General features: G+C 33.0%; 27 protein-coding genes. 16 read left to right on the plus strand and 11 right to left on the minus strand.

What is annotated here, in order from left to right; genetic code table 11:
- Positions 1-128: 128 nt before the first annotated feature.
- Positions 129-1100 carry a DUF302 domain-containing protein gene (locus tag QZ659_RS08185; RefSeq protein ID WP_291724712.1) on the minus strand — a complete coding sequence of 324 codons (972 nt, stop codon included), beginning with the start codon at positions 1098-1100 and terminating at the stop codon, positions 129-131.
- 91 nt (positions 1101-1191) lie between these two features.
- Positions 1192-1917 carry a beta-ketoacyl-ACP reductase gene (locus QZ659_RS08190; protein ID WP_291724715.1) on the minus strand — a complete coding sequence of 242 codons (726 nt, stop codon included), beginning with the start codon at positions 1915-1917 and terminating at the stop codon, positions 1192-1194.
- Positions 1918-2135: 218 nt separating this feature from the next.
- On the opposite strand from QZ659_RS08190, the gene QZ659_RS08195 reads away from it, so the two are divergent.
- The 7 genes from QZ659_RS08195 to QZ659_RS08225 all read left to right on the plus strand — a co-directional run bounded on the left by QZ659_RS08195 (position 2136) and on the right by QZ659_RS08225 (position 8952).
- Positions 2136-2315 carry a hypothetical protein gene (locus tag QZ659_RS08195; RefSeq protein WP_291724718.1) on the plus strand — a complete coding sequence of 60 codons (180 nt, stop codon included), beginning with the start codon at positions 2136-2138 and terminating at the stop codon, positions 2313-2315.
- 323 nt (positions 2316-2638) lie between these two features.
- Positions 2639-3298: a translation initiation factor IF-3 gene (gene infC / locus QZ659_RS08200; protein ID WP_366935853.1), complete on the plus strand. Its 660-nt coding sequence runs from the start codon at positions 2639-2641 to the stop codon at positions 3296-3298.
- A gap of 244 nt (positions 3299-3542) precedes the next feature.
- Complete coding sequence (gene rpmI, locus QZ659_RS08205; protein WP_291724721.1) at positions 3543-3740, plus strand: 50S ribosomal protein L35; 198 nt, start codon at positions 3543-3545, stop codon at positions 3738-3740.
- Between the two features lie 261 nt (positions 3741-4001).
- Entirely contained in the window at positions 4002-4346 is a 345-nt protein-coding gene (gene rplT, locus QZ659_RS08210) for a 50S ribosomal protein L20 (protein WP_291724724.1), read from the plus strand.
- 275 nt (positions 4347-4621) lie between these two features.
- Entirely contained in the window at positions 4622-7294 is a 2673-nt protein-coding gene (locus tag QZ659_RS08215; protein ID WP_291724728.1) for a valine--tRNA ligase, read from the plus strand.
- A 173-nt stretch (positions 7295-7467) separates the two neighbouring features.
- Positions 7468-8040: a TetR/AcrR family transcriptional regulator gene (locus QZ659_RS08220; RefSeq protein WP_291724731.1), complete on the plus strand. Its 573-nt coding sequence runs from the start codon at positions 7468-7470 to the stop codon at positions 8038-8040.
- Positions 8041-8130: 90 nt separating this feature from the next.
- Positions 8131-8952: an SDR family oxidoreductase gene (locus QZ659_RS08225; protein ID WP_291724734.1), complete on the plus strand. Its 822-nt coding sequence runs from the start codon at positions 8131-8133 to the stop codon at positions 8950-8952.
- A gap of 281 nt (positions 8953-9233) precedes the next feature.
- Here the strand turns inward: QZ659_RS08225 and QZ659_RS08230 are convergent, their stop codons facing one another.
- Entirely contained in the window at positions 9234-9656 is a 423-nt protein-coding gene (locus QZ659_RS08230; RefSeq protein WP_291724737.1) for a DUF4296 domain-containing protein, read from the minus strand.
- 441 nt (positions 9657-10097) lie between these two features.
- Here QZ659_RS08230 and rpsU point away from each other — a divergent pair, with 441 nt between their 5' ends.
- Both rpsU and QZ659_RS08240 read left to right on the plus strand, forming a co-directional pair.
- On the plus strand, positions 10098-10295 hold the full coding sequence (gene rpsU, locus QZ659_RS08235) for a 30S ribosomal protein S21 (protein WP_291724740.1): 198 nt from the start codon (positions 10098-10100) through the stop codon (positions 10293-10295).
- A gap of 126 nt (positions 10296-10421) precedes the next feature.
- A complete protein-coding gene (locus QZ659_RS08240; RefSeq protein WP_291724743.1) occupies positions 10422-11207 on the plus strand; it encodes a DUF481 domain-containing protein in 786 nt (261 codons plus the stop codon).
- An 11-nt stretch (positions 11208-11218) separates the two neighbouring features.
- On the opposite strand, the gene QZ659_RS08245 is transcribed toward QZ659_RS08240, so the two are convergent.
- On the minus strand, positions 11219-11548 hold the full coding sequence (locus QZ659_RS08245) for a MazG nucleotide pyrophosphohydrolase domain-containing protein (RefSeq protein ID WP_291724745.1): 330 nt from the start codon (positions 11546-11548) through the stop codon (positions 11219-11221).
- 170 nt (positions 11549-11718) lie between these two features.
- On the opposite strand from QZ659_RS08245, the gene gldA reads away from it, so the two are divergent.
- From gldA to QZ659_RS08265, 4 genes are all read left to right on the plus strand, one after another.
- Positions 11719-12642 (plus strand): gliding motility-associated ABC transporter ATP-binding subunit GldA, encoded by a 924-nt coding sequence (gene gldA / locus QZ659_RS08250; protein ID WP_291724748.1) that lies wholly within the window; start codon positions 11719-11721, stop codon positions 12640-12642.
- Positions 12643-12653: 11 nt separating this feature from the next.
- Positions 12654-12917 (plus strand): MafI family immunity protein, encoded by a 264-nt coding sequence (locus QZ659_RS08255; RefSeq protein ID WP_291724751.1) that lies wholly within the window; start codon positions 12654-12656, stop codon positions 12915-12917.
- A 52-nt stretch (positions 12918-12969) separates the two neighbouring features.
- The gene (locus tag QZ659_RS08260) at positions 12970-17241 is read left to right on the plus strand and encodes an AAA domain-containing protein (protein WP_291724755.1); all 4272 of its coding nucleotides are present in this window, start codon (positions 12970-12972) and stop codon (positions 17239-17241) included.
- Positions 17242-17348: 107 nt separating this feature from the next.
- Positions 17349-18311 carry an MBL fold metallo-hydrolase gene (locus QZ659_RS08265; protein ID WP_291724758.1) on the plus strand — a complete coding sequence of 321 codons (963 nt, stop codon included), beginning with the start codon at positions 17349-17351 and terminating at the stop codon, positions 18309-18311.
- A gap of 62 nt (positions 18312-18373) precedes the next feature.
- On the opposite strand, the gene QZ659_RS08270 is transcribed toward QZ659_RS08265, so the two are convergent.
- From QZ659_RS08270 to QZ659_RS08290, 5 genes are all read right to left on the minus strand, one after another.
- Positions 18374-18967, minus strand: coding sequence for a CvpA family protein (locus QZ659_RS08270; protein ID WP_291724762.1), 594 nt, complete (start codon positions 18965-18967; stop codon positions 18374-18376).
- 334 nt (positions 18968-19301) lie between these two features.
- On the minus strand, positions 19302-19784 hold the full coding sequence (locus QZ659_RS08275) for a peroxiredoxin family protein (RefSeq protein WP_291724765.1): 483 nt from the start codon (positions 19782-19784) through the stop codon (positions 19302-19304).
- A gap of 22 nt (positions 19785-19806) precedes the next feature.
- Positions 19807-20883, minus strand: a complete 1077-nt coding sequence (locus tag QZ659_RS08280) for a patatin-like phospholipase family protein (protein WP_291724767.1) — start codon at positions 20881-20883, stop codon at positions 19807-19809.
- A gap of 127 nt (positions 20884-21010) precedes the next feature.
- Positions 21011-21346 carry a DUF6787 family protein gene (locus tag QZ659_RS08285; protein WP_291724770.1) on the minus strand — a complete coding sequence of 112 codons (336 nt, stop codon included), beginning with the start codon at positions 21344-21346 and terminating at the stop codon, positions 21011-21013.
- A gap of 93 nt (positions 21347-21439) precedes the next feature.
- Positions 21440-21700 (minus strand): antibiotic biosynthesis monooxygenase family protein, encoded by a 261-nt coding sequence (locus QZ659_RS08290; RefSeq protein WP_366935849.1) that lies wholly within the window; start codon positions 21698-21700, stop codon positions 21440-21442.
- A gap of 256 nt (positions 21701-21956) precedes the next feature.
- Between QZ659_RS08290 and QZ659_RS08295 the strand changes: the two genes are divergently transcribed.
- On the plus strand, positions 21957-22208 hold the full coding sequence (locus tag QZ659_RS08295; RefSeq protein ID WP_291724773.1) for a hypothetical protein: 252 nt from the start codon (positions 21957-21959) through the stop codon (positions 22206-22208).
- A gap of 394 nt (positions 22209-22602) precedes the next feature.
- On the opposite strand, the gene QZ659_RS08300 is transcribed toward QZ659_RS08295, so the two are convergent.
- Together QZ659_RS08300 and QZ659_RS08305 are read right to left on the minus strand one after the other, a co-directional pair.
- Positions 22603-23394 carry a hypothetical protein gene (locus QZ659_RS08300; protein ID WP_291724776.1) on the minus strand — a complete coding sequence of 264 codons (792 nt, stop codon included), beginning with the start codon at positions 23392-23394 and terminating at the stop codon, positions 22603-22605.
- 73 nt (positions 23395-23467) lie between these two features.
- A complete protein-coding gene (locus tag QZ659_RS08305; protein WP_291724778.1) occupies positions 23468-24046 on the minus strand; it encodes a DUF4178 domain-containing protein in 579 nt (192 codons plus the stop codon).
- A 194-nt stretch (positions 24047-24240) separates the two neighbouring features.
- Between QZ659_RS08305 and QZ659_RS08310 the strand changes: the two genes are divergently transcribed.
- Together QZ659_RS08310 and QZ659_RS08315 are read left to right on the plus strand one after the other, a co-directional pair.
- The gene (locus QZ659_RS08310) at positions 24241-25323 is read left to right on the plus strand and encodes an Ldh family oxidoreductase (RefSeq protein WP_291724780.1); all 1083 of its coding nucleotides are present in this window, start codon (positions 24241-24243) and stop codon (positions 25321-25323) included.
- 123 nt (positions 25324-25446) lie between these two features.
- On the plus strand, positions 25447-26535 hold a 1089-nt coding region (locus QZ659_RS08315), incomplete at its 3' end, for a DUF1800 domain-containing protein (protein ID WP_291724783.1).

Below are 26535 nucleotides of genomic sequence, written 5' to 3' on the forward strand. Positions count from 1 at the left end.
AAACCATCAAGAATTTGAATAAAGAAATGGAATTGCCATCTTAAAATTGTAATTAGCAATTATTTATTATTTACTGTTGGTTATTGTAATATCATAACCTAAAACAATGACCAACAGTAGAAAATCATTTACTTCAAAACAGTATCACTAAGCATATTCAAAACGCCATCAATTTTGTCTGTCAGTTCTACATTTTCAATAGCATGACGGCTTGCCAAAAATGAGCCTTTAAAATAACTCACTTGTGTTTTGCCGTTTTCATCTTCCCAAATAAGCATTTTCATAGGCAAATCTAATCCGATAGTAGAATTAGCTTTCATAAGTTGGCTTCCTACTTCTGGTTTTCCAAAAATAAATAAGCGTGTAGGACGCAGTTCTAAACTAGCATCTTTTGCAGCCTTATCATGTTCTACTTTTGCTATTAGTTTAAATTCTTTCTCCTTTAAAAGTTTTTCTAATTTTTTACTAGCTTCATCTACTGAAAGTGTGCTTTCTTTAGTTTGTATATCAGCTAAAATGCTTTCCAGTTTTAGGTCTCGTAATTTGGTTTCTTCTATATCTGAAGCACTGACTTTATCTAAAGCTGCATTTATTTTTTCTTCTATGTTTGGCAAATTAATTTCATAGCGATTCATCAAGACAGAACCATTGTTATAAATTACGTTTGTCGCTCCATTATCATCATAGACGAGCATTTTCATAGGCAAATCTAATGCAACAGCTTGATTTTTTTGCATTAATAGTGTGCCTACATTCGGATTTCCAAAAATAATTAGACGGCTTTGAGGAATTTCCATTTCTACACCTTTAGCTGCCTCAGAATGATTTACTTCTGCAATAATTTTGAGATTCCCATTTTTTTCAATAGCTGATTTGATAGAACTATATGCTTCATCTACTGAACTAGAAAAATCTTTTTGTACAAAAGGTAACTCTACACTAGATGTATTATCCTCATCAATAATTATTGTGGTGGTATCTATAGATTGAATAGAATCTGTTACAGATGTTTCGGTATTTGTTTTTTTGCCTTGACAAGAGGAAAGAAGCAGAACAGAAAAAGCACAGAACGGAATGAAATAATTAAAAAGTGTTTTCATAAAAGTTGAATATTTTGGTTGGAAGAGCTTATTAATAAAGAAAATAGGCTAAAAATAACTGGTAACTGTATTACTGATTATTGGAAACTGATTAAAGTATTCCTCCTCCATCAATTTGCAGAACAGAGCCATTAACAAAACTAGCTTCTTCTGAAGCTAAATACAAATAGGCATTGGCTATATCTTCTGGCTTTCCTGCACGACGAACAGGGATAGAAGCAATTATTTTTTCTTGAAACTCTTTAGGAATAGAAGCCGTCATATCAGTTTGGATATAACCAGGGGCAATGGCATTTACTGTAATTCCGTCTTTACCTACTTCTCTAGCAAGTGCTTTTGTAAAACCAATCACACCAGCTTTTGCAGCCGAATAATTTGTTTGTCCAAAGTTTCCATACACACCAGCAATAGAAGAAGCATTAATAATTCTACCATATTTTTGAGTTTTCATGTGTGGCACAATAGCTTTTGCACAGTTATAAACACCTGTAAGATTAACATCAATAACACTATCCCAAAAATTGTCAGACATTTTCAAAAAAGATGAATCTCTAAGAATACCAGCATTATTTATCAAAATATCTATTCTTCCAAAGTCAGAAATTACTTGCTGTGTTGTATTTTCTAATCCTTCTCTGTCAGCCGTATTGACTTTATAAAATTTTCCACTCACAGAATCGGCTACTTTTTGTCCTTCTTCATCCAAATCCCAAATAGCAATTTTTGCCCCTGCTTTATGGAATGTTTCGGCAACAGCTTTTCCAATTCCTTTTGCGCCTCCTGTAATGATAGCGACTTTATTTTTTAATGAAAACATTGTTTTTTAATTTGTATGAAGTGTTATTTGATACTTGCCAAATATAGCGATTTGCACTTATCAAAAAGAAAAAATAACTAAACAAAAATACCCATCTTGCCTGTACGGTAAAAATAAAGTAATTTTTTTAATTTATTATTTGTAATTAATCTAAATAAGGGGTATGTTTGTAAAACATTGTAAATCAAGTAAGTAAAAACACTTATTTATATAAATATATGCAAACCACATTTCCTGCCTTTCCTTCTATCATTGGTGCTGAAACAAGTTCTTTTGCTACAAATTTGAATGCTGAAGACGAATCTTTTTGCCAGTCTTTCGGTTGCTCAAAAAAAGATAAATGTTGTAAGAAATATAAGAAAAAAGGCAATCATTGTAAAAAATGCCCAAAAATATAAAACTTTGTAAAGTCTTTTGATATGTTTTGTTGTGAAAACAACTTATCTGAGACTCTTTATTCAATTTTCTATTATCAAATGGCTAGTTTAGCATAGCTAATTCTAAATTATACATTTATTTATTGGTATTTATAAATAGAACCTTTAAATTTGCATAATTGGTAAAAAGTATATAGCTTAGTACAAAGAATTGTAAAACTATTTTTTTACCTATGAGTTATACAAATCGAAGATAGAGTGTAATTTTAAGATTTCTCTTTATACTCAATTTTCAATTACTCATTTTTTTATATTCAAATTATTCATTAAATAAGGAGGTTACAATCGCAAAAACGTATAGAAGAGGGGGCAGACGACCTTTCAAAAGAGAGGAAGACCCTCATCGCATCAATCGCCGAATCAGAGCAAAAGAAGTACGCCTAGTAGGTGATGATGTAGAAGATGGAATTTATTCTACTGCCGAAGCTTTAGAAATAGCTAAGAAATTAGGACTAGATTTAGTAGAAATTGCTCCTAATGCAAAACCACCTGTTTGTAAAATTATTGATTACTCAAAATTTAAGTACGAACAGAAAAAGAAACAAAAAGAACTGAAGGCCAATGCTCATAAGGTAGTGGTAAAGGAAATTCGCTTTGGTCCAAATACTAGCGAACATGACCTAGACTTCAAAACTCGTCACGCACAAAAGTTTCTTGAAGAAGGAAACAAAGTAAAAGCTTATGTACAGTTTGCAGGACGAACTATTGTCTTTAAAGACAGAGGAAGAGAAATCTTAGAGCGTTTTGCAGAAGCTGTGGAAGAACAAGGAAAACCAGAAGGAAGTCCGAAAATGGAAGGAAAGCGTATGATTGTTATGTTTACGCCAAAATCAATTCCAAAGAAGAAAAGTACAAAGCCAAAAGAAACTTCTAAAAAAGAACAAGGTTCGGCTAGTAGCAAATCATTGTCTTCAGAAAACGAAAATCAAGACGAAGAAGAATAAAATTAATACTCTCGTAAAAAAGTAACTAGATACTGGCATCTAGTTACTTTTTTTATGGAATAAATTCTAAATTATTTAGAAAATAGCTTAGAAAGTGCTACCTTTGTAGGCTCAAAAGGAGCAGCCTCGTCAAAAAATCAAAAAGTATATATAATTGTCAAGGATTATTTGGCTTTCTGAATTTGTCAGTTGTTGTTTCATTTGATTTAAGTTGTTTTTTTTAATTCAATAAAACAGTGCAATTATGCCTAAGATGAAAACCAACTCAGGCGCAAAAAAACGTTTCAAACTTACTGGTACAGGTAAAATCAAACGCAAGCATGCGTTTATGAACCACATCCTTACTAAGAAGTCACACAAACGTAAGAAGCGTCTTGCTCAATTTGCTATCGTTCATTCAACAGACGAAAAGCGTATCAAAAAATTGCTTATCAACATGTAAGCAAACCGTTTTTTTTAAGAATCTTGTATTAGCTTCTTTTAAAAACATCGCATACAAAATGTGTATGCACTCTTTTTTAATTTTAAGGTTTCTTTTACCAGAGAATAGGCTTTTTTAGAATGGTAAATGGTAAATTATTAATGATAAATGTAAATACATTTAGCTCTAATTTGAAATTACTGTTTAGTTCAATTCTTTATAAATCAAGTATAAAAGTTAAAGTTTTTCTTTTATCGCCTCCTCTCAAAAATTGTTTAAATTATGCCTCGTTCGGTAAACCACGTCGCTTCACGAGCTCGTCGTAAGCGCATCCTCAGACACGCCAAAGGATTCTATGGCGCACGTAAAAATGTTTGGACAGTAGCAAAAAATGCTGTTGAAAAGAGTCTTCAATATGCTTACGTAGGTCGTAAGCTCAAAAAACGTGATTTCCGTAGCCTATGGATTCAGCGTATTAATGCTGGAGCTCGTCAGCACGGAATGTCTTATTCTCAATTTATGGGCAAAATTCACAAAGCAGGAATTACATTAAATCGTAAAGTTCTTGCTGATTTAGCTATGAATCACCCTGAAGCATTTAAGTCTATTGTAGAAAAAGTAAAATAAACCTTGTTTTATTGATACTATATCTATAATTTCTTATATAATTTTTAAAAATCCTCTTTTGCTATAAAATATCCTAGTGAAAGAGGATTTTTGTATGTGGCTTTATCTCTGCTTCCAAAAAGCTCTTACTTAACATAGTTGAAAATAAATTTAATTCTTTCTTAAAAATTTCTGAACTTTACAGATTGAAAGAATTGTTTAAAAAAGATTTAATGTAGTAGTTACTGCTAACTCCTTACTGGTAACTGATAACTATCTTACTGATAACTGAAAAAATGAACGAACTTAGCGCAACCTACCAACCTACCCAAACTGAAGACAAGTGGTATGAATACTGGCTCAAAAACAAGTTTTTTGAAGCAAATGTAAATCCAGAAAAAGAATCATTTACGATTGTCATTCCTCCACCAAATGTTACAGGTGTCTTACACATGGGACACATGCTCAACAACACCATTCAAGATATTTTGGTGCGCCGTGCTAGAATGCAAGGCTATGAAGCTCTTTGGGTACCAGGGACAGACCACGCTTCTATTGCTACGGAGGCAAAGGTAGTGCGTTTGCTTCGTGAACAAGGTATAAAAAAATCTGACCTTACAAGAGAGGAGTTTTTATCACATGCCTACGATTGGAAAAATAAATATGGTGGGATTATTTTAGAGCAGCTTAAAAAATTAGGTGCAAGTTGCGACTGGAATCGTACAGGTTTTACAATGGATGAAGGCTATTATAAAGCTGTTATTCGTGTGTTTGTAGATTTGTATAAAAAAGGATTTATTTATCGTAGCAACCGAATGGTAAACTGGGATTGTGAAGCCCAGACAACTATTTCCAACGAAGAAATTATTTACAAAGAAGAAGGCGAAAAAGCATTTTTATACCATACAAAATATGAATTAGAAGAAGGTGGAACAATCACAATAGCAACACAACGTCCAGAGACAATTATGGGAGACGTTGCTATTGCTGTCAATCCAACAGATGAGCGTTTTAAAGATTTGATAGGCAAGAATGCTATTGTTCCATTTATTGGTCGTAAAATTCCAATCATTGGAGATGAGTATGTAGAGAAAGATTTCGGTACAGGAATGCTCAAAGTTACACCAGCACACGACCCTAATGACTACGAAATCGGACAACGTCACAATCTTCCTATCATTGACACCATAAACGATGACGGAACACTCAATGAAAAATGTGAAATGCCTGAAATGGTAGGAAAAGACCGTTTTGAAGTTCGCAAGCTCATCACTAAAAAGCTAGAAGAAGCAGGTCTTTTGGTAGAAAAAGAAGAAGTTGTTTCAAGAATCGGTCGTTCGGAGCGTACAGGAAGTGTAGTTGAGCCAAAACTTTCTTTGCAATGGTTTATCAAAATGCAAGAGATTTCCAAAACGGCATTAAAAGTAGTAGAAGACGACGAAATTATTTTGCATCCTGCCAAATTCAAAAATACGTATCGCCATTGGATGGAAAATGTAAGGGATTGGTGTATTTCTCGTCAGCTTTGGTGGGGACATCAAATTCCAGCCTATTTTTATGGAGAAGGAGATGAAGATTTTGTAGTGGCAGAAACAAAAGAAGAAGCTCTACAACTTATAAAAGAAAAAACAGGTAAAGAAATTTCTGAAAATGATATTCGTCAAGATGATGATGTTTTAGATACGTGGGCTTCGTCGTGGCTTTGGCCTATTGCTGTTTTTGATGGCTTCAATGATGATTGTTTTGATAAGGAAACAGGAAAAATTGATTTGTCTAAAAATCCAGAGTTAGACTTTTTCTATCCAACACAAGTTTTGGTTACTGCGCCAGAGATTCTTTTCTTTTGGGTGGCAAGAATGATAATTGCAGGCTACGAATACACAGGCAAGCGTCCATTTAAAGATGTGTATTTGACAGGAATTGTAAGAGATAAGCAAGGTAGAAAAATGTCTAAGTCGCTTGGAAACTCCCCTGACCCATTAGATTTGATTGCAAAATATGGAGCTGATGGCGTGCGTGTGGGAATGCTTTTTTCTTCACCTGCGGGGAATGACTTGCCTTTTGATGAGAAACTTTGTAGGCAGGGAAGTGAGTTTTCTAACAAAATTTGGCAGGCTCTTCGTCTTTTGAACCTTTGGGAGAAGTCAGATATAGAAACACCAAAAGATTGTCAGATTGCTATTACTTGGTTTGAATCAAAACTAAATCAAGCATTTGCTGAAATTGAAAATCATTATGAAAATTACCGTATTTCGGATGCACTCTTAGGTATTTATAAGCTGATTAAAGATGAGTTTTGTTCTAATTATTTGGAGATGATAAAGCCAGCTTATGGTTCTCCGATTGATAAAGCAACTTATGGACAAACAGTTACCTTCTTTGAGCAGTTAATGAAAATTCTTCATCCGTTTATGCCTTTCCTTACTGAAGAAGTTTGGCATATCTTGAACGATAGAGAAGAAAAAGAGGCGATTCTCGTTTCAGAGTATCCAGATACAAAAGAGTTTGATGGTGCTATCTTGAAAAAAGTTGACCAGATTTTTGAATTAGTTTCACAAGTTAGAAAAGTTAGAAATGCTAAGAATATTCCACCGAAGGAAAAATTAGACTTATTCGTAAAATCTTCGGATAAGAATTTCTACGATGAGTTTCTTGAAGTTATTCAAAAACTAGCAGGTGTAGAAACTATCAACTTTACAGATGAGAAGCCAAGCCCAGCGATGAGTTTTGTAGTAAAAGGTGATGAGTTTTCTGTTCCGATTCAAGTAGATGTAGAAGAAGAGCGTCAAAATCTTATCAAAGAAATAGAATATACAAAAGGTTTCTTAAAGTCAGTAGATAAAAAACTTTCTAACGAGCGTTTTGTAAACAATGCAAAAGCTGAAATCGTGGAGAAAGAACGCCAAAAGAAAGCTGATGCAGAAGCCAAAATAAAGGCTTTGGAAGAGGCTTTGGGTAGTTTGGTTTAATTTGTATAACTATCGTTCTATCTGTTAGAGAAACTTTAGTAGTTCAGAAATCGTTTTGAAACATACTTTTCAAATCAGTTTCTGAACTATTTTTTTTAGTTAAAATTTGAGAAATTCGTAATTGAATTTTAAAATGACAAAAAAGTCATTTATATTTGTAGCATAATCTAGTTATGAAAGTAAAATCACCTGAAAAAGAGGAGCGTATTTATAAAGTTGTTTTGGAGCTTACTACAAAAGTAGGTTTGGCTGGTTTGCGTATTTCAGATATTGCAAAGGAAGCAGACCTAGCACACGGAACGCTTTATATTTATTTTAAAAATAAGAAACAGCTTATCAATCAGCTTTATAAAAAGATAAAAAATAGAGTTAGCTTAGAGCTTATTCCTCAAAATATTTTGGACTATTCTACAAAAGAAGCAATGCTGACTTTATGGAAAAATTATTTGCATTATCTAGTTCATAATCAGCAAGAAATACATTTTATGAAACAATGTAGGACTTCAAATATTTTGACGGAAGAAAATAAAATGATTTCAGACTCCTTTTATAAAAAAGCACAAGCCTTTTTTCAAGCTGGAATAGACAAAAGAGATATTAAAGATTTGAACATAGCACTTCTCATCGGAACTTTTGTTGGAATGATTGAAAATATCACTCTTCAAATTACAGAGCAAAAACTAGAATATACGCAGAAGCTAATAGAAGATAGCTTTGAAATCTATTGGCACGGCATTAGAAAATAGAAAAATATGACAATAGGCTATTTAGAAGTAATAGCCTGTTTTTTTAATCTAAAAATGACTTTTTTTTCATTTATAAATCAGTTTTTTATTATGACAACTCAGAAAACAATATTTATCACAGGAGCATCTTCAGGCATTGGAAAGGCAACAGCAGAATATTTTGCAGCACAAGGCTGGAACGTCGCAGCTACTATGCGTAATCCGTCTGATGCGCTTACTGAAACTTCAACACTCAAAAAATTTGTATTAGATGTACAAGATAAAAGCAGTATTTCTAAGGCTGTGAAAGATTCGATAGCAGCATTTGGAAAAATAGATGTTGTATTAAATAATGCAGGCTATGGAACGGCTGGAGTTTTGGAAAGTGGAACAGATGAGCAAATCAGAAGACAGTTTGATGTCAATTTTTTTGGTTTGGTAGATGTAATCCGTACTTTCTTGCCACACTTTAGAGAAAACAAATCTGGACTTTTTATGAATGTTTCTTCTATTGGTGGACTGATTACTTTACCAATGTTCTCTATATATCACGCAACCAAATGGGCTGTGGAAGGACTTACAGAGAGTTTGCAGTATGAACTTAATCCACTAGGAATTGAATTAAAGCTAATAGAACCAGGGGGAGTAAAGACAGACTTTGCAGGACGTTCTTTAGATATGTTTCAAAACGAAACAGATGAGCATTATCAAAAAACAATTACTAGAATGCTGAAAAATTTTGAGGGAACGGAGCGTTCGGCTAACTATTCTACGCCAGAGCAAATGGCAGAAGGTATTTTTAATGCAGCCACAGATGGAAAAAAACAGCTTCGTTATGTTTTAGGCAACGATGCTCAACAGCTTTGGCAAGCAAGACAAAATATGCCTTATCAAGATTTTAGAGAGATGATTCGTGGCAATATGTTAGGCTAAAAAAACTTTTAGATAAAAAAAGCAACATATTTTTGTTGCTTTTTTTATTTTAGAGCAGACCAAAATTATACTAATCTGTTTTAAACAAGTAAAAACCTTATTTTTTAGAGTACTGGACATGAGATAAAAAGTTGTTGGTGTCGCTACGCTAAAACACCAACGAACGGTATTTTTTCCCTGTTCTGTGAGTCACAGAACAGCAAATATCTATGGATGTCCAGTACTCTACTTATTTTTAATCCTAAGTTCATGTCAAAAGCACAAATAATACATTGATTTTTCTATTCCAACCTCAAAGAATCTTTACGAGCTTGTAGTGTATCTTCTACAACAAACAAGAAAAGTTCTGCACGTTTGGGCATTTTGAGATAGTAATTATAATTTTTATTGAAATAGTTTGAATCAATATTATGTTTTTTATAAATATTGTATCTATATTTTTCAAAACGCACTAATTTAGATTCTTTTGGGTCGTATTGTTGTACCACAGCAGATTCTGCTATCAATATGTCAGATATTATTTGAGCAAACTTTTCTCTAGGAAAAATGCTATCAGGCAAGTTTCTCTCAGATGAAAAATTAGGACGTTCTCCATTTTGCTTATTTTTTTTACTACAAGCAACAAGAGAAACAGTAAAACAAAGCAGAATAGCCAGCCAAAAAAAATTGACTTTATAACCCTTATATAAATTCCTTTTAATCATTTGTCGTCGAATAAATGTCTTCTAAACTAAAGAGACTACAAAAATGCGATAAAATATAGTATTTCAGCAAATCAATTAAATAAAGAAGAGATTTTTTAATGAAAATTGAGAGTAATGGCTAATGAATAACTTTTTGAGAAGTCATTTTTTACAAATTAAGCCTCATCAAATTTGTAAAACAAAGAGATAAAAACTAACTTTGCAGTTCGTTAAAAGAAACAATCTGTATAATTTTCTGTTCTTTTAATAGAAGTTTTAATAAAAAGAATAATTTAAAAAGTAATTAGTAGGAGCTAATTACACCCTTATACAACTTTATATATTCTACTTTTTCAAGTAAAAAGATAAAAATGTAGAATTAAAAAATATTATTTTTCTCTAGTTATTGTAAGAGAAAAAATTGAAACTCATTTATCTCATTTCATAAAATTCATTTTTAATATGTTATCTATCAACGTAAAAGAAAACGAGTCTATTGAAAAGGCTCTTAAAAGATTCAAAAAGAAATTCGAAAAAGCTGGCGTTTTGCGTACTGTTCGTAGCCGTAACTACTTCGAAAAACCATCAGTATCTCGTCGTACAGAGAAAATCCGTGCTGCATACCGTCAGAAAATGCAATCACAAGACCAAGAAATGTAGAAACAATATAGAATTACATCATAATTCTTGAAAATTTCTGATAAAAGGCTTTTATTTTTTAACTTGTTTTGAAGTTGAGAAATAGAAGCCTTTTTTATTTGTTTCATTATAAAAAGATATTTAAAAATGAATTCCACTCAAAAACTATTTTTTTTACTACTTACTATTTTATCTTTTTTTATTCACCCTAAAGAAGTAGTCAGCCAAATTTTAAACATAGAAAAGGAAAGACAATCTATCAAAACAAATGATTCGACCGTTTGGAGAGGAAATTTTGTGTTTGGCTTTGACCTTACCAAACAGGAAAATACCGTTTTACAGTTTGATAATGACAGCTATTTACTTTTTCTAACTCCCAAACATTCCTATATTTGGATAGGACATATAAATCTTATCAAAGCAGAAGGAAAAAATGTAATTAGTGAAGGCTATTTTCACCACAGAATCAATTTTTGGAGAAAGAAAAAATTATCATTAGAATTATTTACGCAATATCAATATAACGAAACACGAGGACTACGAAATCGTGGACTGGTAGGTGCAACTCCTCGCCTTTCTCTTCACGCTTCCGATAAGTTAGACATTGCTATCGGAACAGGTGCTATGTATGAATGGGAAGAATGGCGATTAGAAGAAAGCAACCAAGTTACTCGTCTCATTAAATCTACCAACTACATCAATTTCCATGCACAACTCAACGAACATGTAGAGCTGATGTTCATTACCTACTATCAAGCTCGTTTTGATAGATTTTTCCACCCACGTATTATTGGAGATGCGAACTTTAGAGCAAGACTTTCCAAGCATATTTCTTTCAATATGAAATTTACACCCTATTACGATGATGAGCCTGTCATTCCAATTGAGAAGTGGAACTATGAAGTTACGACTGGAATTGGTATTAGATTTTAAAAGTTATCTTTCTATTTCCATTCTCGGCTTTCGTTTTCTGTATTTTTTTCTTTGAAAGCCTGTGCCAAATCTATTTCAAAATGATTAGAAATATCTAAAATGTAATTCAAAACATCAGCAAGTTCAGAAGCAAGTTCTGCCTTTGTTTGTGCTTTATCTTGATGTTTTTGGGTGTGAAGATTAGTATGATTACGAATAGCTTTGGCAACTTCTCCTATTTCTTCTGTCAAGAGCAAGAAAAGTTGTTCAGGAGAGTTTTTATCCCAGCCTCGTTCTACACATAGTTTTTTTATGTAGTCTTGAAATTGGTTTAAATCATTGGATTGTGGTAAATTTGGCATCTACTTTTAGTGATAAGTTGTAAGTGATTAGTGATAAATTAAGATTTAAAAATAATCAAAATTTCTGCTTTCTATCAATAAATTTACTAGCTCGTAATTTTTATATTCGTAATTGGCTTCTAGCTATCGGTTAGCTTCGCTGATTATTTCATAATTCGTAATTGATTCAGATGCTCAAAATAACAAATCTTACAAAACTATATGGCTCGCAGGCTGCTGTCGATAATCTTTCCTTTGAAGCTAAAAAGGGAGAAATTTTAGGTTTTCTAGGACCCAATGGCGCAGGAAAATCGACAACAATGAAAATTGCGACCTGTTATATGGCTGCCAGTAGTGGCAATGTTGAAGTAGGTGGTATTAATGTAGCTGAAAGACCAAAAGCAGTAAGACAAAAAATAGGTTATTTGCCAGAACATAATCCACTTTATTTGGATATGTATGTAAAGGAATATTTGGCTTTTATGGGCAAATTTTATGGTGTAACTGGTAATCTTTTAAAAACTAGAATTAAGGAAGTTATTGAACTTGTAAAGTTGGAAAGAGAATCTCACAAACAGCTTCGTCAGCTTTCCAAAGGTTATCGTCAGCGTGTCGGACTAGCACAGGCACTACTTCACGACCCAGAAGTTTTGATTTTGGACGAACCCACCACAGGACTAGACCCCAATCAGATTGTAGAAATTCGTAATGTTATTAAAAGTATTAGTGCAGAAAAGACTATTATTTTTTCTACGCATATTATGCAAGAAGTTCAAGCTCTTTGTGATAGAGTTGTGATTATCAACAAAGGAAAAAAAGTATTGGATACTTCCATTGATAAACTGAATGATAAGTTAAAAACAGAATTGAATCAGAATGAGTATGTTTTGAATTTGGAAATAGAAAAGCCTATTTTAGAAACTGAATGGCAGCAAATAGAAGGAATATCAAAAGTAGAAATTAGTCAAAACGAACCTACAAAAGTCAAGTTGTTTACACAAAGTGATTTGAGGAGAGAAATATTTTTATACGCAGCTAAAAATGAGTGGGTTTTATTAGAAATGCAGCAGCAAACGCAATCTTTAGAAAATATTTTTCATCAGCTTACTAAATAAAAGTTAATATAATGGTTTATTCAAAAGAAAACGAAATAAGAAAAATAATAAATCAAGCTGCATATTTAGGTTTGCCTACGCAAAATATTATTGATGCAAAAGAGCTCGTAGAGTATAATGAAAGTGGAATAGCCTTAGAATTAATTATCACTCAAGTTTATGAGTATGAAAAAAGAATTAGTAAAACACTTTATGAAGATATTGAAAGACTGGCAAAAAAAATTGAAATGAAAGAAGTAGATTACTCATTTTTAAAGGAATTGATTAAAGATTAGTTGAAAACAAATCATCGCTTTGCCGTCGTATCTACTCACGACAAAAAATAATATGCAAAAACAAAAACTCTTAGAAATCTATCAGCGCAGACTGACTAATCTTTCAGGAAAAAACCGTTCGCTCTGGCTTCCCAAAATCTATACGACTTCATTTTTAGACCTCAATGAATTAGATTTTTTGCTGAATAAGCCTGCTTTTTCAGTTGTTGAGAGTTTGATTTCTTATAAAAAAAGTATTCCCATCTGTGCAACTTCTGATGCTAGAGATGCTAAGACGAATCAAATCAGTAGGCAGTTAAAAGGCATTCAGCGCAAAACCAATTCTATTTTTGAAGAGAGTGGAGCTTATGATTTATATGTTGGTTTTCCGTTTGTAGAGGGAAAGCTGCACGATGATACTGTTATTCGTTGTCCTTTGATGTTTTTTCCTGTTCGCTTAGAAATTTCAAATAGAAAATGGCAACTTTCACAGCGAACAGATGCAGGAATTAGTTTTAATAAAACCCTTTTGCTTGCCTATTCGCATTTCAATGAAACAGAAATTTCAGAGTCTGTACTGGAAGAAAGTTTTGATGAGTTTCCAAAAAATGCGCTAGAGTTTCTTACTTATCTCTACAATTATTTAGAAAAAAGCGAAGTGGAAATTAATTTCAATCAAGAAATCTTCACACAAAAATTATTGCCATTTTTCTCTCAAACAAAGCAAGATGCAAGTAATCTTTTCGAAACAGGAAAACTAAAACTGGTTACTCAAGCTGTTTTGGGACTTTTTCCACAAGCTGGTTCGTATCTTTATCAAGATTATGAAAAACTGATACAAGACGAAAAAACACCTCCTTTAGAAGACTTTTTTCATGGAGATTTTGACGATTTTAAGAGTTTTAATAACACGGAGTTTAAAGATGAAATTTTAAAAAATAATGATTCTCATAAAACTATTTCAGAAGAAGAAATTTTTGCTCCTTTTGCGCTTGATGCCTCACAGGAAGAAGTTTTGAAGGCTGTCAAAAACAATAATTCTTTTGTCGTTCAAGGACCTCCCGGAACTGGAAAATCTCAACTGATTTGTAATTTGGTAAGTGATTTTGTAGCACAAGGAAAGAAAGTATTAGTCGTTTGTCAGAAAAGGGCTGCCTTAGATGTGGTTCAAAATAGGTTGAATGAAATTGGAATTGCTGATTTTATTGCACTTGTTCACGATTTTAAGCAAGATAGAAAAGCTATTTATGAGCAGATTTTGAAGCATATTCAGAATTTGGAAAGTTATGAAAAGCAAAATCAGACGCTTAATGCTATTCATCTAGAGCGTAATTTTTTAAAAATAAGTAGAGAAATAGACAGCCTTTCCAGTCAGTTTGAAGAATATAGAAAAGTCTTTTTTAATGAGGAAATCTATGGAAAATCTATCAAAGAGTTATATTTGAATGCTGATAAAAAGAAAAAATACGTAGAGCTTTCTAAGGCTGCTGATTTTTACTTTGATGATGAGTGTACTGAAAATATTAAACCGTCGTTGAGCTTTGAGAACCATGGGCGAGGTAAGGTATTTATTTCAAAATTTAGGCAATATTTAAAATCTTATATTCGCCTTCAAAATCATTACGACAAACCAAATTATATTTTATCTGAAAGACAGTCGTTTTCAAATTTTGATGAAGAAAACAAGAAAGAAATTCTAGCTCTTTTTATAGGTATTCCCAATTTTAAAAAAAATACTGAAGCCAAAATTTCTAAACTTTTAGGAAAATCTGTTTCTTATGAAAAAGTCAAAAAATGGGCTGAAAAAATTCCTCAGTGGCAGCAAGCTGTAAAAGAATTGCAAGACAAAAACCTTTGGCAAATTTTTAAGGAAAGTCGTTATTACGAGTTTGAAAAACCAGATTGGCTTAGTAATTATATCGATATTTCAGAACAAGAAAATATCGCAGCATCTTATGCCAATGCAGAAAAAAAGTGGCTTTCAGAGAAAGAAAAAGACTTTTTGAGTTACTTTTCAGACGGTGGAATGGAGAAATTTTTGGAACGCCGAACGCTCAAAGAAGCCAATTTTTTAATAGAAGAATACAAAAAGCAAAAGCAGAATTTTTTTAGAAAAATTTGGAAACGATTAGCTTCTCCAAAAGCAGAAAAATTTAGTAAGGAGTTTTTAGAAAAATACAGAAGAAAAGATACAATAAAAAATCTTGATTGGCTACTCAAAAAAATCTCTAAGCGAAATAGCTACGAGCTTAAAATGATTGGAATGCAAGCTGTGGAGTGGGTGGCAGAGCCTCCTTCATCTATTGGTTTGAAAAAAAATGAACTCAAAAAGTGGTTTGTTACCCATAGAAAAGCCTTAGATTTAAAATTGCTTTTGGTAGAGCTGATAGAATATAGCCGAATTTTCTTAGAAAAAGACATTACGCATCAAGATTTAAGCTCTTTTTTGGAAGAGTTTGTAAACATCTTGACAGAAATTGATGCAGAGGAAAAATATTGGGTAAAATACTTAACAGAAAATCAAATTCAATTACTATTAAAAAAGGATACTTCTGAAAATCAAAGTAAAAAGTTAGATGAAATTAAATCTACTATAGATTCAGATTTTGATAAACTGGTAGAACTAGACACGCTAAAAAGCAATTTTACAGAATCAGAGTTAAAAACGATTGAAGAATTAAAAAATCATATTCAAGAAAAGAATGAGTTTAACGAAATAGAAATTCTAACTCTTTTCGATAATTCTATTCAAATTAGTCTGATAAATGAATTGGAGAAACAATTTCCTATTCTAAAGACAGTAAATTCTCAAAACTGGCAGGAAAACGAAGAACGATTGAAAGAATTGGTTGCTCAAAAACAGCAAATTAGTGCTGATATTTTGCGCCTAAAAATCAAGGAAAGAACGTATAAAAACATAGAATATAATCGATTAGGCAATCGAACTACGTATAGAGAATTAGAACATCAAGTCAAGAAAAAACGAAGTATTTGGGCATTGAGAAAACTTCTATCCCATTTTTCAGAAGATATTTTTGAGCTTCTGCCTTGTTGGCTTGCTTCTCCAGAGACAGTTTCAGCTATTTTTCCACTCGTTCAGAATTTTGATTTAGTAATTTTTGATGAGGCCTCTCAATGCTTTGCTGAAAAAGGTATTCCTGCGCTTTATCGTGGCAAACAAAGTATTATTGCAGGCGATGAGAAACAGCTTCCTCCACACGATTTGTACCAGCCACGTTGGGAGGAAGATTTGGAAAAGTTAGAGATTGAAGAGTCGGAAAAGCAAATCAATGAAAATCCTGCACTCGCTTTAGAAGTAGATTCGCTTTTAGATTTGGGTAAAAATTATTTGCCTTCTTTTTGGCTCAACGGACATTATCGCAGCCGTTTTGCCGAACTGATAGCCTTTTCAAATTATCATTTCTATCAAAATAAACTCAAAATTGTTCCAGATTTAAAAATGGCAGAGGAATATAAAGACTCTATGCCTTTGGAATATATAAAAGTAAGTGGAGTTTGGAATAAAAATCAAAACCTAGAAGAAGCTGAAAAAGTGGTAGAGCTTGTCGAAAAGTTGCTACAAGATGAAAAAACAGCTAAAAAATCTATTGGAATAATTACGTTTAATGCCAAACAGCAAAATTTGATTCGTGATTTGTTGGAAGAAAATATTAAAGCTATTCCAGAAAGTCTGTTTATTAAAAACATTGAAAACGTACAAGGAGACGAGCGAGATTTGATTATTTTTTCAGTGGGTTATGCGCCAAATATGAGTGGGAAGTTTCGTCTCAATTTTGGTTCGCTCAGCCAAGCAGGAGGAGAAAACCGTTTGAATGTGGCTATTTCTAGGGCTAGAGAAAAGATTTTTGTAGTGAGCAGTATTTTTCCACATCAGTTGCCTGTTTTGGAAACGCATAGCTTAGGCGCACAGCTTTTGAAAAAATACCTTTCTTTTACTTATGAAATTTCGGAAGGAAAAAGCTGGCATCAAATCAATTTTGATGAAAATAATTCTGTTCTCACAAACGGACAGCAAACAATAGGAGTAGAAAGTACAGAACAAAACTATTTTTCAAATCTTAAAAACATCATTATTTCTACTAATCAAAATTCAGAAATAGAATTTTCTCAAAACACGTTTTCCGTAATGGATTTGGTTATGCTTTCTAAAACTAGAGAAAGTGAAATTATAGCAGCTATTTACACCGATGATGAGCGTTATTTTGCTTCTTATTCTGCAAAAGAGTTTCACGTTTATTTACCTGTTTTGCTAGAAAAAAAGGGCTGGAAAGTGAAGTTTTATTGGTCTAGGGAGTATTTTTCAAAAAACTACTTGACTGATTAGTGAATGATTTGTAGGATGAAAGGCAGGGTTAATACAAATGAACCAAAAACAATCAAAACTCTGTTAGAGCTACAAACAATTACCAAATTTAGAAAAATAACAAAGCAATGGAAACTACTACCACAAAATTTACAGTTCAGAATGTAGAGAACAAACATCCGTTTAGACAATGGCTAGAATGGCAAATCCCCAATACGCATTGGACAATAAAAGGCTATTCAAGAAGTGGAGACAAGACTTTTTTCTATATTCCACAATTAGATATTTGCTTAGATGCAGCTTTGGCAGAAGGAAATCAAGCTAAAAATGTCTTTGTTACACACACTCACAATGACCATATTGCAGATATTGAGTATTTGTCTAGCAAGCGAGATGTAGAAATTTATCTTCCCAAATCTTCTGTACAATACTTAGAAAACTATATTTTGGCTCGCAGAGAACTAAATCATTCTGCTCCTTACAATCCAGCACTTAGAGGAAACTGTACGGTAAAAGGTGTAGAAAAAAATGATAATATTTTCTTTGGAAAACACGACAATTATAAGGTAGAAGTAGCTGAGTGTTTTCATTCTATTGATTGTGTAGGTTATGGTTTTTCTGAAAAAACTCGCCGTTTGAAACCTAAATATGAAAAGCTAAAAAATCAATATTTAGAAAATAATCAGATGCGAGACTTTGGAAAGATGTTGGCAGAAAAAAAGAAAACCGAAGAAGTAGAAGAGTGGGTATATGAGCCTAAATTTGCTTTCTTGGGAGATACCACAGAAAAAGTGTTTTCAGAGAATAACTTTTTATCTAATTACCCTGTCATTTTCACTGAGTGTACTTTCCTCACAGATGAGCATTTTGACTATGCAGCCGAAAGAGGGCATTCGCATTGGAATAACCTAAAATCCATAATTAAAGAAAATCCGAATACAGTTTTTGTATTGATTCATTTTAGTTTGCGCTATTCTGACGCTGAAATAATTTCCTTTTTTGAAGAAGAATTAGAGAAAAACAATATTTCAAATGTCAAGATTTGGGCATCTGAAAGCTCTTTACTTCCTCCACAGCATCAAAAAAGTTAAAACTAAAAAGCCTACAGATTTTAGAAAGTTGTAGGCTTTTTTTACACACTATTTTCTAAGAGTTAACCTCTTCTAAGTAAATTTTGTATTCCTTCTAATAATGGTTTTATGTCTACCCCTATGCCATCTAAAACGTACACAATATAAGAAAAAACATCCATTACTAAAGGCATTAGTAAGGACTTATCCCTAATTTCCTTTTCTGTAAACAATCCAATATCAACACAAAGTACCATTATAAGTCCAATAACAAAGCAATATTTTATCAAACTAAAAACACCTCCTAAAAATGAATCTGCCGAACCAAAAAGTGTAAATCGCAAAAATCTCCTACCAAGATTAGCCAAAAGCTCCATAAGAAGAGCAAGTAGAATCGTAATTATAAAAAAGGTTAGAAAAGGTGTGGTTGTTCTTGAAAAACTACTTATTCCATCATTATTTTGGATAGAGTTGAAGCCTAAATATGTTCCTGTCATTACCCAATAAACAATAAAAATAAGAAGGAATAATGATAACAGCTCTACAATGATTCCCTTCAAGTACCCTTGATAAGCACCAAAACCAAGTAATAGTAGCAGAATTACATCTCCAACTTTAAAAGAATAATCCCAAAATGATTTATCGGCAGCACCGAGTTCTAATAAAAGATTTAACATAGATAGTTAGTTGATAGTTTGTGTCTGATAACTAATACGCTAGTTTGTTATGGATAGTTATTATTAAAAATAAGTAAATACAATACAGCTAAAAATTGTTTTGCTATATTTTCTGTACGTAAATCTATTGAAAGATAAGTAATTTTACAATAAAATACACATCAATTTAATTTTTAGTGCAGTCTAATGCATTTTGAAAAAAAATTGCATTCTTTTAGAATACTGAACCTGAGATAAAAAGTTGGTGGTGTCGTTACACTAAAACACCAACGAATGGTACTTTTTCCCTGTTCTGTGACTCACAGAATAGTAAGTACTCTAGTATTCTTTAGCTCTAATTATTTCGTAAAAAATCTATATAATTTTCTTCGTCTTCAAAAATATAACCAGTCCATTGTTTCACTATTTCACCCTCTTTATTTACTATCATAGTATGTGGAGTGTTTTTAAGATTAAATACTGATTTTGCTTCATTACTTATATCTGTGTATATATCAAATTGCCAATTTTTTGAAGCAATCACTCTTTTTGCATTGGCTAAACGGCGAGCATCACTTATAGCAATCGCTATTACTTTTATTTCAGTTTCTGCTTTCCATTCTTCATATTTACTATTTATTGCATCTAGTTCTAATTTATCTGGACTTGACCACGCTTTCCAAAAAACTATAATAGAATATCCATTTTGATTTAATACATTTTTTAAATCTTTTTCCTCTCCATCCAATGTTGTGATAGTATAAGAAGGAATTTTTTTCTCTTGAAATGAGAAAGATGAAAATAGTAAAACAATTAAAAATATAGTTAGCTTTTTCATAGTTATTATGTTTTATATAATATTAAGCGATACCTCCTAAATCTACTTTTACATTACTTGGTTGGTCGACAGGAGTTTTTGTTTTGCTTAGGAATGCTTCCTCAATATCACAAGTAGATTCTACTCCTATTTTATCAAAGTTATCTTTAAGCCAACGGTCAGCAGCAGCTTTGCCATACTTTTTGAGCTTCAAAAGAAAATTCAAATCGGCATTGAGTTTCGTTTTAGAGCTTAGTTTTGCCATTAGCTTTTCTGGAGCGATATTGTGAATAAACAAATCTCTAAACTTTCCATCGATATTTATCCCTCGGTCTAGCATTTTTCTAACCAAGTTTATCTGACGAATATCATGAATTAAACTAGAGTTAAAGGCTATTTCATTGATTCGGTCTCTAATTTCATCTACCGTTTTGGGAACGTTCGGAATACGAATCGGATTTATCTGAACAATCATAATATCAGAAGTACGAGTGTTGTCTATAAGTGGATAAAGTGGAGGATTTCCCATATAACCACCATCCCAATAGGCTTCTCCATCAATTTCGACAGCTTGAAAAATAAACGGCAAACACGCAGAAGCCAATACAGCATCTAAGGAAATAGTTTCATTATCAAAAATCTTAGCTTGGCTTGTTCTTACATTGGTAGCACAAACAAAAAGTTTATTGTAACGAGTAATTTTGAGCTTTTCAAAATCTACCATATCAGCCAAAATATAACGCAACGGGTTTATATTCAGAGGATTGAATTGGTAGGGAGAGTACATCATGGTAAAGTATTCCATTAGATTGTACATTGGAGAAAGGCGAAGTGTTCCGTTTCCCCAAAGTTTGTCTAATGCACTTGGCTGTAGCATCCCAAAAGTCTGAATATGTGCTATGCGTCTCCAAAAATCGTTTAGATGTTCTATTGCTCCTTTTCTTCCTCCTTTTTGAAGCCCTGCTGCCGTGATGATAGCATTCATAGCTCCTGCTGAAGTTCCACACATTCCATCAATAATTATTCTTCGGTCTTCCAAGAGGCGTTCCAAAATTCCCCACGTATAAGCTCCATGTGAACCTCCTCCTTGTAGTGCTAAGTCTAATTTTTTGCGTTGCATAAGATTCAATTACGAATTATGAAATAATCAGCAAAGCTAACCGATAGTTCGGCGAAGCCAATTACGAATTAAAAATTACGAATTATCTATAATTTTAGAAATTTCAATTTATTCTAGTCTGTATCTCTCACTTTTTATTTATAAAGAAGAACAGTCTCCCAAAAGTACGTTTTATGAAGTTCCAAAAGAAATTAAATTGTCCAAAGATTGCTCCATAGAAAAGTAAAACAGCTTGATAAATAGGTAAAATCAGAGTTATCCAAAGCAAAAACTTCCAGTACCAAGGTGTATTTGTATCAAAACCAATTACTTCAAAAAACCAACGTTTACCATACATTACTGTAAAACCAGTTAGGGCAAAAACTATCAAAATAATAATCACTTGCCAAGCTGATTCGACTTGCCAACGCTCTTTTAGTTTTTCTATCCAATTTGATTTTTTTGCTGTTTTATCATCTTCCATTATGTAAATTTAGGGATAAATTCATTATGAAGCCTAATTTATAATTTCTTTAGTCTAACAAGAGTTTATTATAAACTGTTATATGAAATGACGTTAAATAAAAAAATCATAATCTCTTTCCACTTTGGTAATTCTAGTTTTAAATGCTTTATAAAATTCCTTTCGCCCTTGTTCTCTAGCTAGTGTGTGTTCAGATTGGTATTTCCACGCTTTTATAGATTCTAAGTCTTTCCAATACGAAACTGTAATACCTACATCTTCTCTAGCTGATTCTGTCCCTAAGAAACCTTTTTGTTCTTGAGCCAGTTCTACCATTCTTGAAGCTACTTTAATATTCTTGTTTATTGACATCATCACGTAAAACAGAAGTGAAAATCACGGCGTAATAGGGTGTTTCTAGGGTTTGAGCTATCATAAAAACATAGTTGAAAGGTTAATATTATTTATCAAGGTGTTGTTTAAGAATGCAAAACTAATTTACGGTCTGCTTGAACGAGACTGACCTAAATAGACAAGGTCAGTACCGATGATTGTGTAAAAATATATTAGCTTCGCTCGCTTTTAGGTCTTAAATCAACTTTATTGCAAGTTATATCAAATTCAAAATTTTATGACAAGTTCTTTCGTAAATAATCATAATGAAATAGAGATGTCTAATCTTATGTTCAATCGTATATGCTGTTTTGCAGTAGAATTGGCAACTGGTCAGCCTAAAGTGAATCATGAATTCATTCAAAAATTTAGCAAGATGAAAGAAGTTTATGAACAAACACCTTATGTAGATTTAGATGAGTATTTTTCTAAACAAGAGTTAAATTTTTGGGCTGAAATTTTTAATGAGTTAGCAACAAAAAATATTTAATCAAGAAATTGGTAATCAAGAAGACAGAAGTTGGCAAACATGGACAATTTGGGCTGCCTGCTCTTCATCTAGGTTATTTAATGAGTCTTTTAGAGCAAAGTCCAATACTTGATTTTGTTTCTAGGAAAAACACTAAAAAAAGAGATTTTTTCTACAAACATTTAGACAAATTCAGTTCTGAAGGATGATATCTAAATTAAAAAATCCTTTTTCAATTCGTTATAAAATTGAAAAAGGATTTGAACATTAAATAATTAGTGAAAAATAAAAATTACTAGAGTACTGACATCAATAGATATTTTCTGTTCTATGGGACACAGAATAGGGAAAAGTATCGTTTGTTGGCGTTTTAGTAAAGCGACACCAATAACTTTTTATTCTCATGTCCAAAAAATTACTTTCCACCTCTTGAAGACGAGCGAGAACGTGAAGACGAACCACTACTTCTGCTAGAGCGTGAGGAGCTACTACGAGAATATCCAGAAGAACCACTACGAGAAACCTTGCTCGCTACATTAGATTTGAACCTACTCTTTGAGTTCATAGCATTAGAAGTAGCAGAACCTGTTCCATAAGCACGCTTTCCTGAGGTAGTAGTACCGTAATAAGGGCGTGAACCTCTGTAATTTCTGTAATAGTCGTTGTAAGAGCTTCTATAAATCGGACGGCTCATCATTCCAAACATGCTACTCATAAAAGCATATTGTCCATAAAATGCCCAAAAACTATTACCACTACTGTTAGTTTGCCAAGAGCCATAACGAGTATTGCCTACATAATTATTATATCCTGGAGGAGAAGGGATTTTTGAAACTTTGCCGTCTTCACTTTTAGAAACAAGTTCCATTCCCATATTATCTAAGTTTTTATCAAAGACGCTCTCTGATACATTTACCCATCCAGAAAGAGAGTCACGTACTACTTTCCCACCTGTGGTGTCTTTGGCTGGTAAGATAAATTTGTACTGATGCTTATATTCATCGCTGCTAAATGTGTTTTCCTTTAAATCCATGTCATGTAAAATGACAGAGTATGTCTTGTATCCATCTAATTGCTTAGTATAGTTATCTACTGGGCTTTTTACTACTTGTTCAGAGCTTCCACAAGACGTAAGTAAAGTAGAAGTAAAAGCCATCAGAGAAGCCACTAAGGCATATTGAAAATATTTGGAATATTTTGTTTTCATGTTTTTTGAAATTGATTTTAAATTAAAATAAATTGTACTAATCGTTAGTTTGAATCTTTTTGATAAAGATACGTTACACAGTAGCAGGAGGTTCACTAGCTGGAATGATATTCGAAAATTCATACTCTTCTACATATTCTCCAATGTAGGCTTCAAAGTCTCTTTCTCCAAACTGCTCAATAAAAATAGCTTTTTCTTCATCGTCGTCGTAATAATCCCAAGTAATCATTTCAACAGACTCATTGCGTGGAGTAGTTGCTGTATTTCTATAATACCCAGGGCTTTCATTATCACGATAATATTTTACGCCTTCATAAGTAATAGTTTTTGGAGGACGACCGTTGTCAGCTATTTCATCGTCTATATCTTCTCCTAGTTTGACTAAGCGAATTTTGTCTGTCATCACAATTTCTAACTCACCCTCATTCTCTAAGCTCAAATATACTTCTTCGTCTGCGCTACGCAACAAAAAAGAGTACGAAAATTCGTTATCGCCCCAGTCGTATTCATATTCTTCTGCCACTTCCCACGTTTTGGCATTGTATTCTAAGAAAAAGCCTACACGAATATCTGTAATTCTAATATTGCTAGGGTCGTAATGGGGAGTGTTATCTTCTTCTTTTTTTTTCTTTTTAAAAAATCCGAAAGGCATATTGGTAGTGATTAGTAAATTAAAAATTTGGGTTAAATATATTTTTTAGAGTAACGCTTAAAATTAATGAATTTAGATTTAATACAACGTAATTTGATGATTTTTGTTGAATTGAGTTGTTTGAAAATGTTTTTTTTCAAAATTTCTTTCTTAATTTTGATTCAAAAATTTAAAAAATCAAAGCCCAATACTTGATGTTTATCATAAAAGATACGAAGTTAAAAGAGTTTGTTATTGATGTTTTTTTACAAATGGGTTGCCCAAAAGAAGATGCTTTCTTGGCTGCTGATGTGCTTTTAGCTGCCGACTTGCGTGGCATAGATTCTCACGGTGTGGCTCGCCTCACAGGCTATGTGCGTCTGTGGGAAGCTGGCAGAATCAACCCAACTCCTAACTGGAAAGTTACCTATCAAACACCAAGCACAGCTACCATTGATGCTGATGCTGGTTTAGGTTTGGTAGTTGCTCCAAAGGCTATGGAAGTGGCAATAGAAAAATCAGAAAAAGTAGGTTCGGGCTGGATTTCAGTCAAAAATTCTAATCATTTTGGAATAGCGGGTTATCATTCTATGTTGGCAGCAGAAAAAGATATGATTGGTTGGGCAATGACTAACGCTAGTCCACTTGTTGCTCCTACACATTCAAAAGAGAGAATGCTTGGCACAAATCCGATAGCGATTGCTGTTCCAGCAGGAGAAGAAAATGATTTTGTAGCCGATTTTGCTACTACAACAGTAGCCAATGGAAAACTAGAAATTTTACAACGTAAAAATGAAAATGCACCACAAGGCTGGGTTCAAGATAAAGAAGGAAACACTACTGATAATCCTTCAGCTTTAAAAGAAGGAGGCGCACTTTTGCCTTTAGGTTCTGACCCTACACGAAGTAATCACAAAGGTTACTGCTTGGGTTCGGCTGTAGATATTCTTTCTGCCGTACTTTCTGGAGCAGGCTATGGTCCTTGGGCTCCTCCTTTTGTTAGCTTTTTGCCTTTAGCTGCTGACCCTGTGGGAGAAGGTTTGGGACACTTTTTGGGAGCAATGCGTGTAGATGGGTTCCGTCCGATAGAAGAATTTAAGTCTCACATGGATAACTGGATTCGTCGTTTCAAAAACGCTACTCCTATTGATGAATCACAGAGAGTTATTATCCCTGGTGAACCAGAACTTGAAAATAAAGCATATCGTCTTCAAAACGGTATTCCACTTTTAGAGCCTGTTGTGAAAGACTTAGAAGAAGTGGCTAAGAAACTAAAACTAGAAAAGTTGAAATTCTAAATTTAGCTTTAGATTACTAGGACTGTACAGTAAAAATATTATTAGCGTATTAAACCTCTCGCCCAAAAATTGGTCTAATGGATAGAATTTTGTTTTACAGGAAATAAAACAACCTCTATCACTATGACATCAACTTCAAAAAAGATACAACATCTCTACTGGCGAGCCGAGTTTGGAATATCCTCAAAAGATATACAAAACACGCCCAAAAATGTAAAAACTGCTATTGAGCAAATTTTTGAGCGTGCCAAGCCTGTTTATTCACTTAGTAGCGACTTTGATATGCCTTCTCTTTCTACTATGAAAAATATGAGTGGAAAAGAGAAAAAAGAACTTCGTAAAAAGGGAAGGCAAAGTGTCAGAGAAATAAATGTAGAGTGGATAAAGCAAATGGCACACCCCAAAAAAGGAACATTGCGTGAGAAAATGGCTTTTTTTTGGCACGGACACTTTGCTTGTGAACTTAAAAATCCCGTCTTGGCAACTCAGCAAATCAATACCATAAAAAAGCACGCATTAGGTAACTTTAAAGACTTGGTTTTGGCAATCACCAAAGATGCTGCTATGATTTTGTATTTGAATAATCAACAAAATCGTAAACGAAGTCCGAATGAAAATTTTGCTCGTGAGCTGATGGAACTCTTTACTATTGGAAGAGGAAATTATACAGAAAACGACATCAAAGAAGCTGCAAGAGCATTTACTGGCTGGTCTGCCAATCGTCTTACTGGAGAGTTTCAGTTTAAAAAATGGGCGCACGACGAGGAAAACAAGACATTTATGGGCAAAACGGGTAACTTCGATGGTACAGATATTATAGACATCATTTTATCTAAAAAACAAACAGCTCGTTATATTGCTAGTAAAATCTATACTTTTTTTGTCAATGAAACCACAAAAAATCAGAAACATATAGAAGAATTAGCTACCGTTTTCTTTGATTCCAATTATGATATAGAAAAATTGATGAAATATCTTTTTTCTCAAGATTGGTTTTATGAAGAGGAACATATTGGCTCAAAAATAAAATCTCCTGTTGAGTTTTTAGTGGGAATGATGCGAACACTACACCTAAATTTTGAAAGCCAAGATGGAATTTTGTTTACTCAAAAAGCTCTAGGACAAATTCTCTTTCGCCCTCCGAATGTGGCAGGATGGCAAGGAGGAAAAAACTGGATTGATAATGCCACACTACTTGTACGCCTCAACTAT

This window comes from Bernardetia sp., from assembly GCF_020630935.1.
Taxonomy (GTDB): Bacteria; Bacteroidota; Bacteroidia; order Cytophagales; family Bernardetiaceae; genus Bernardetia.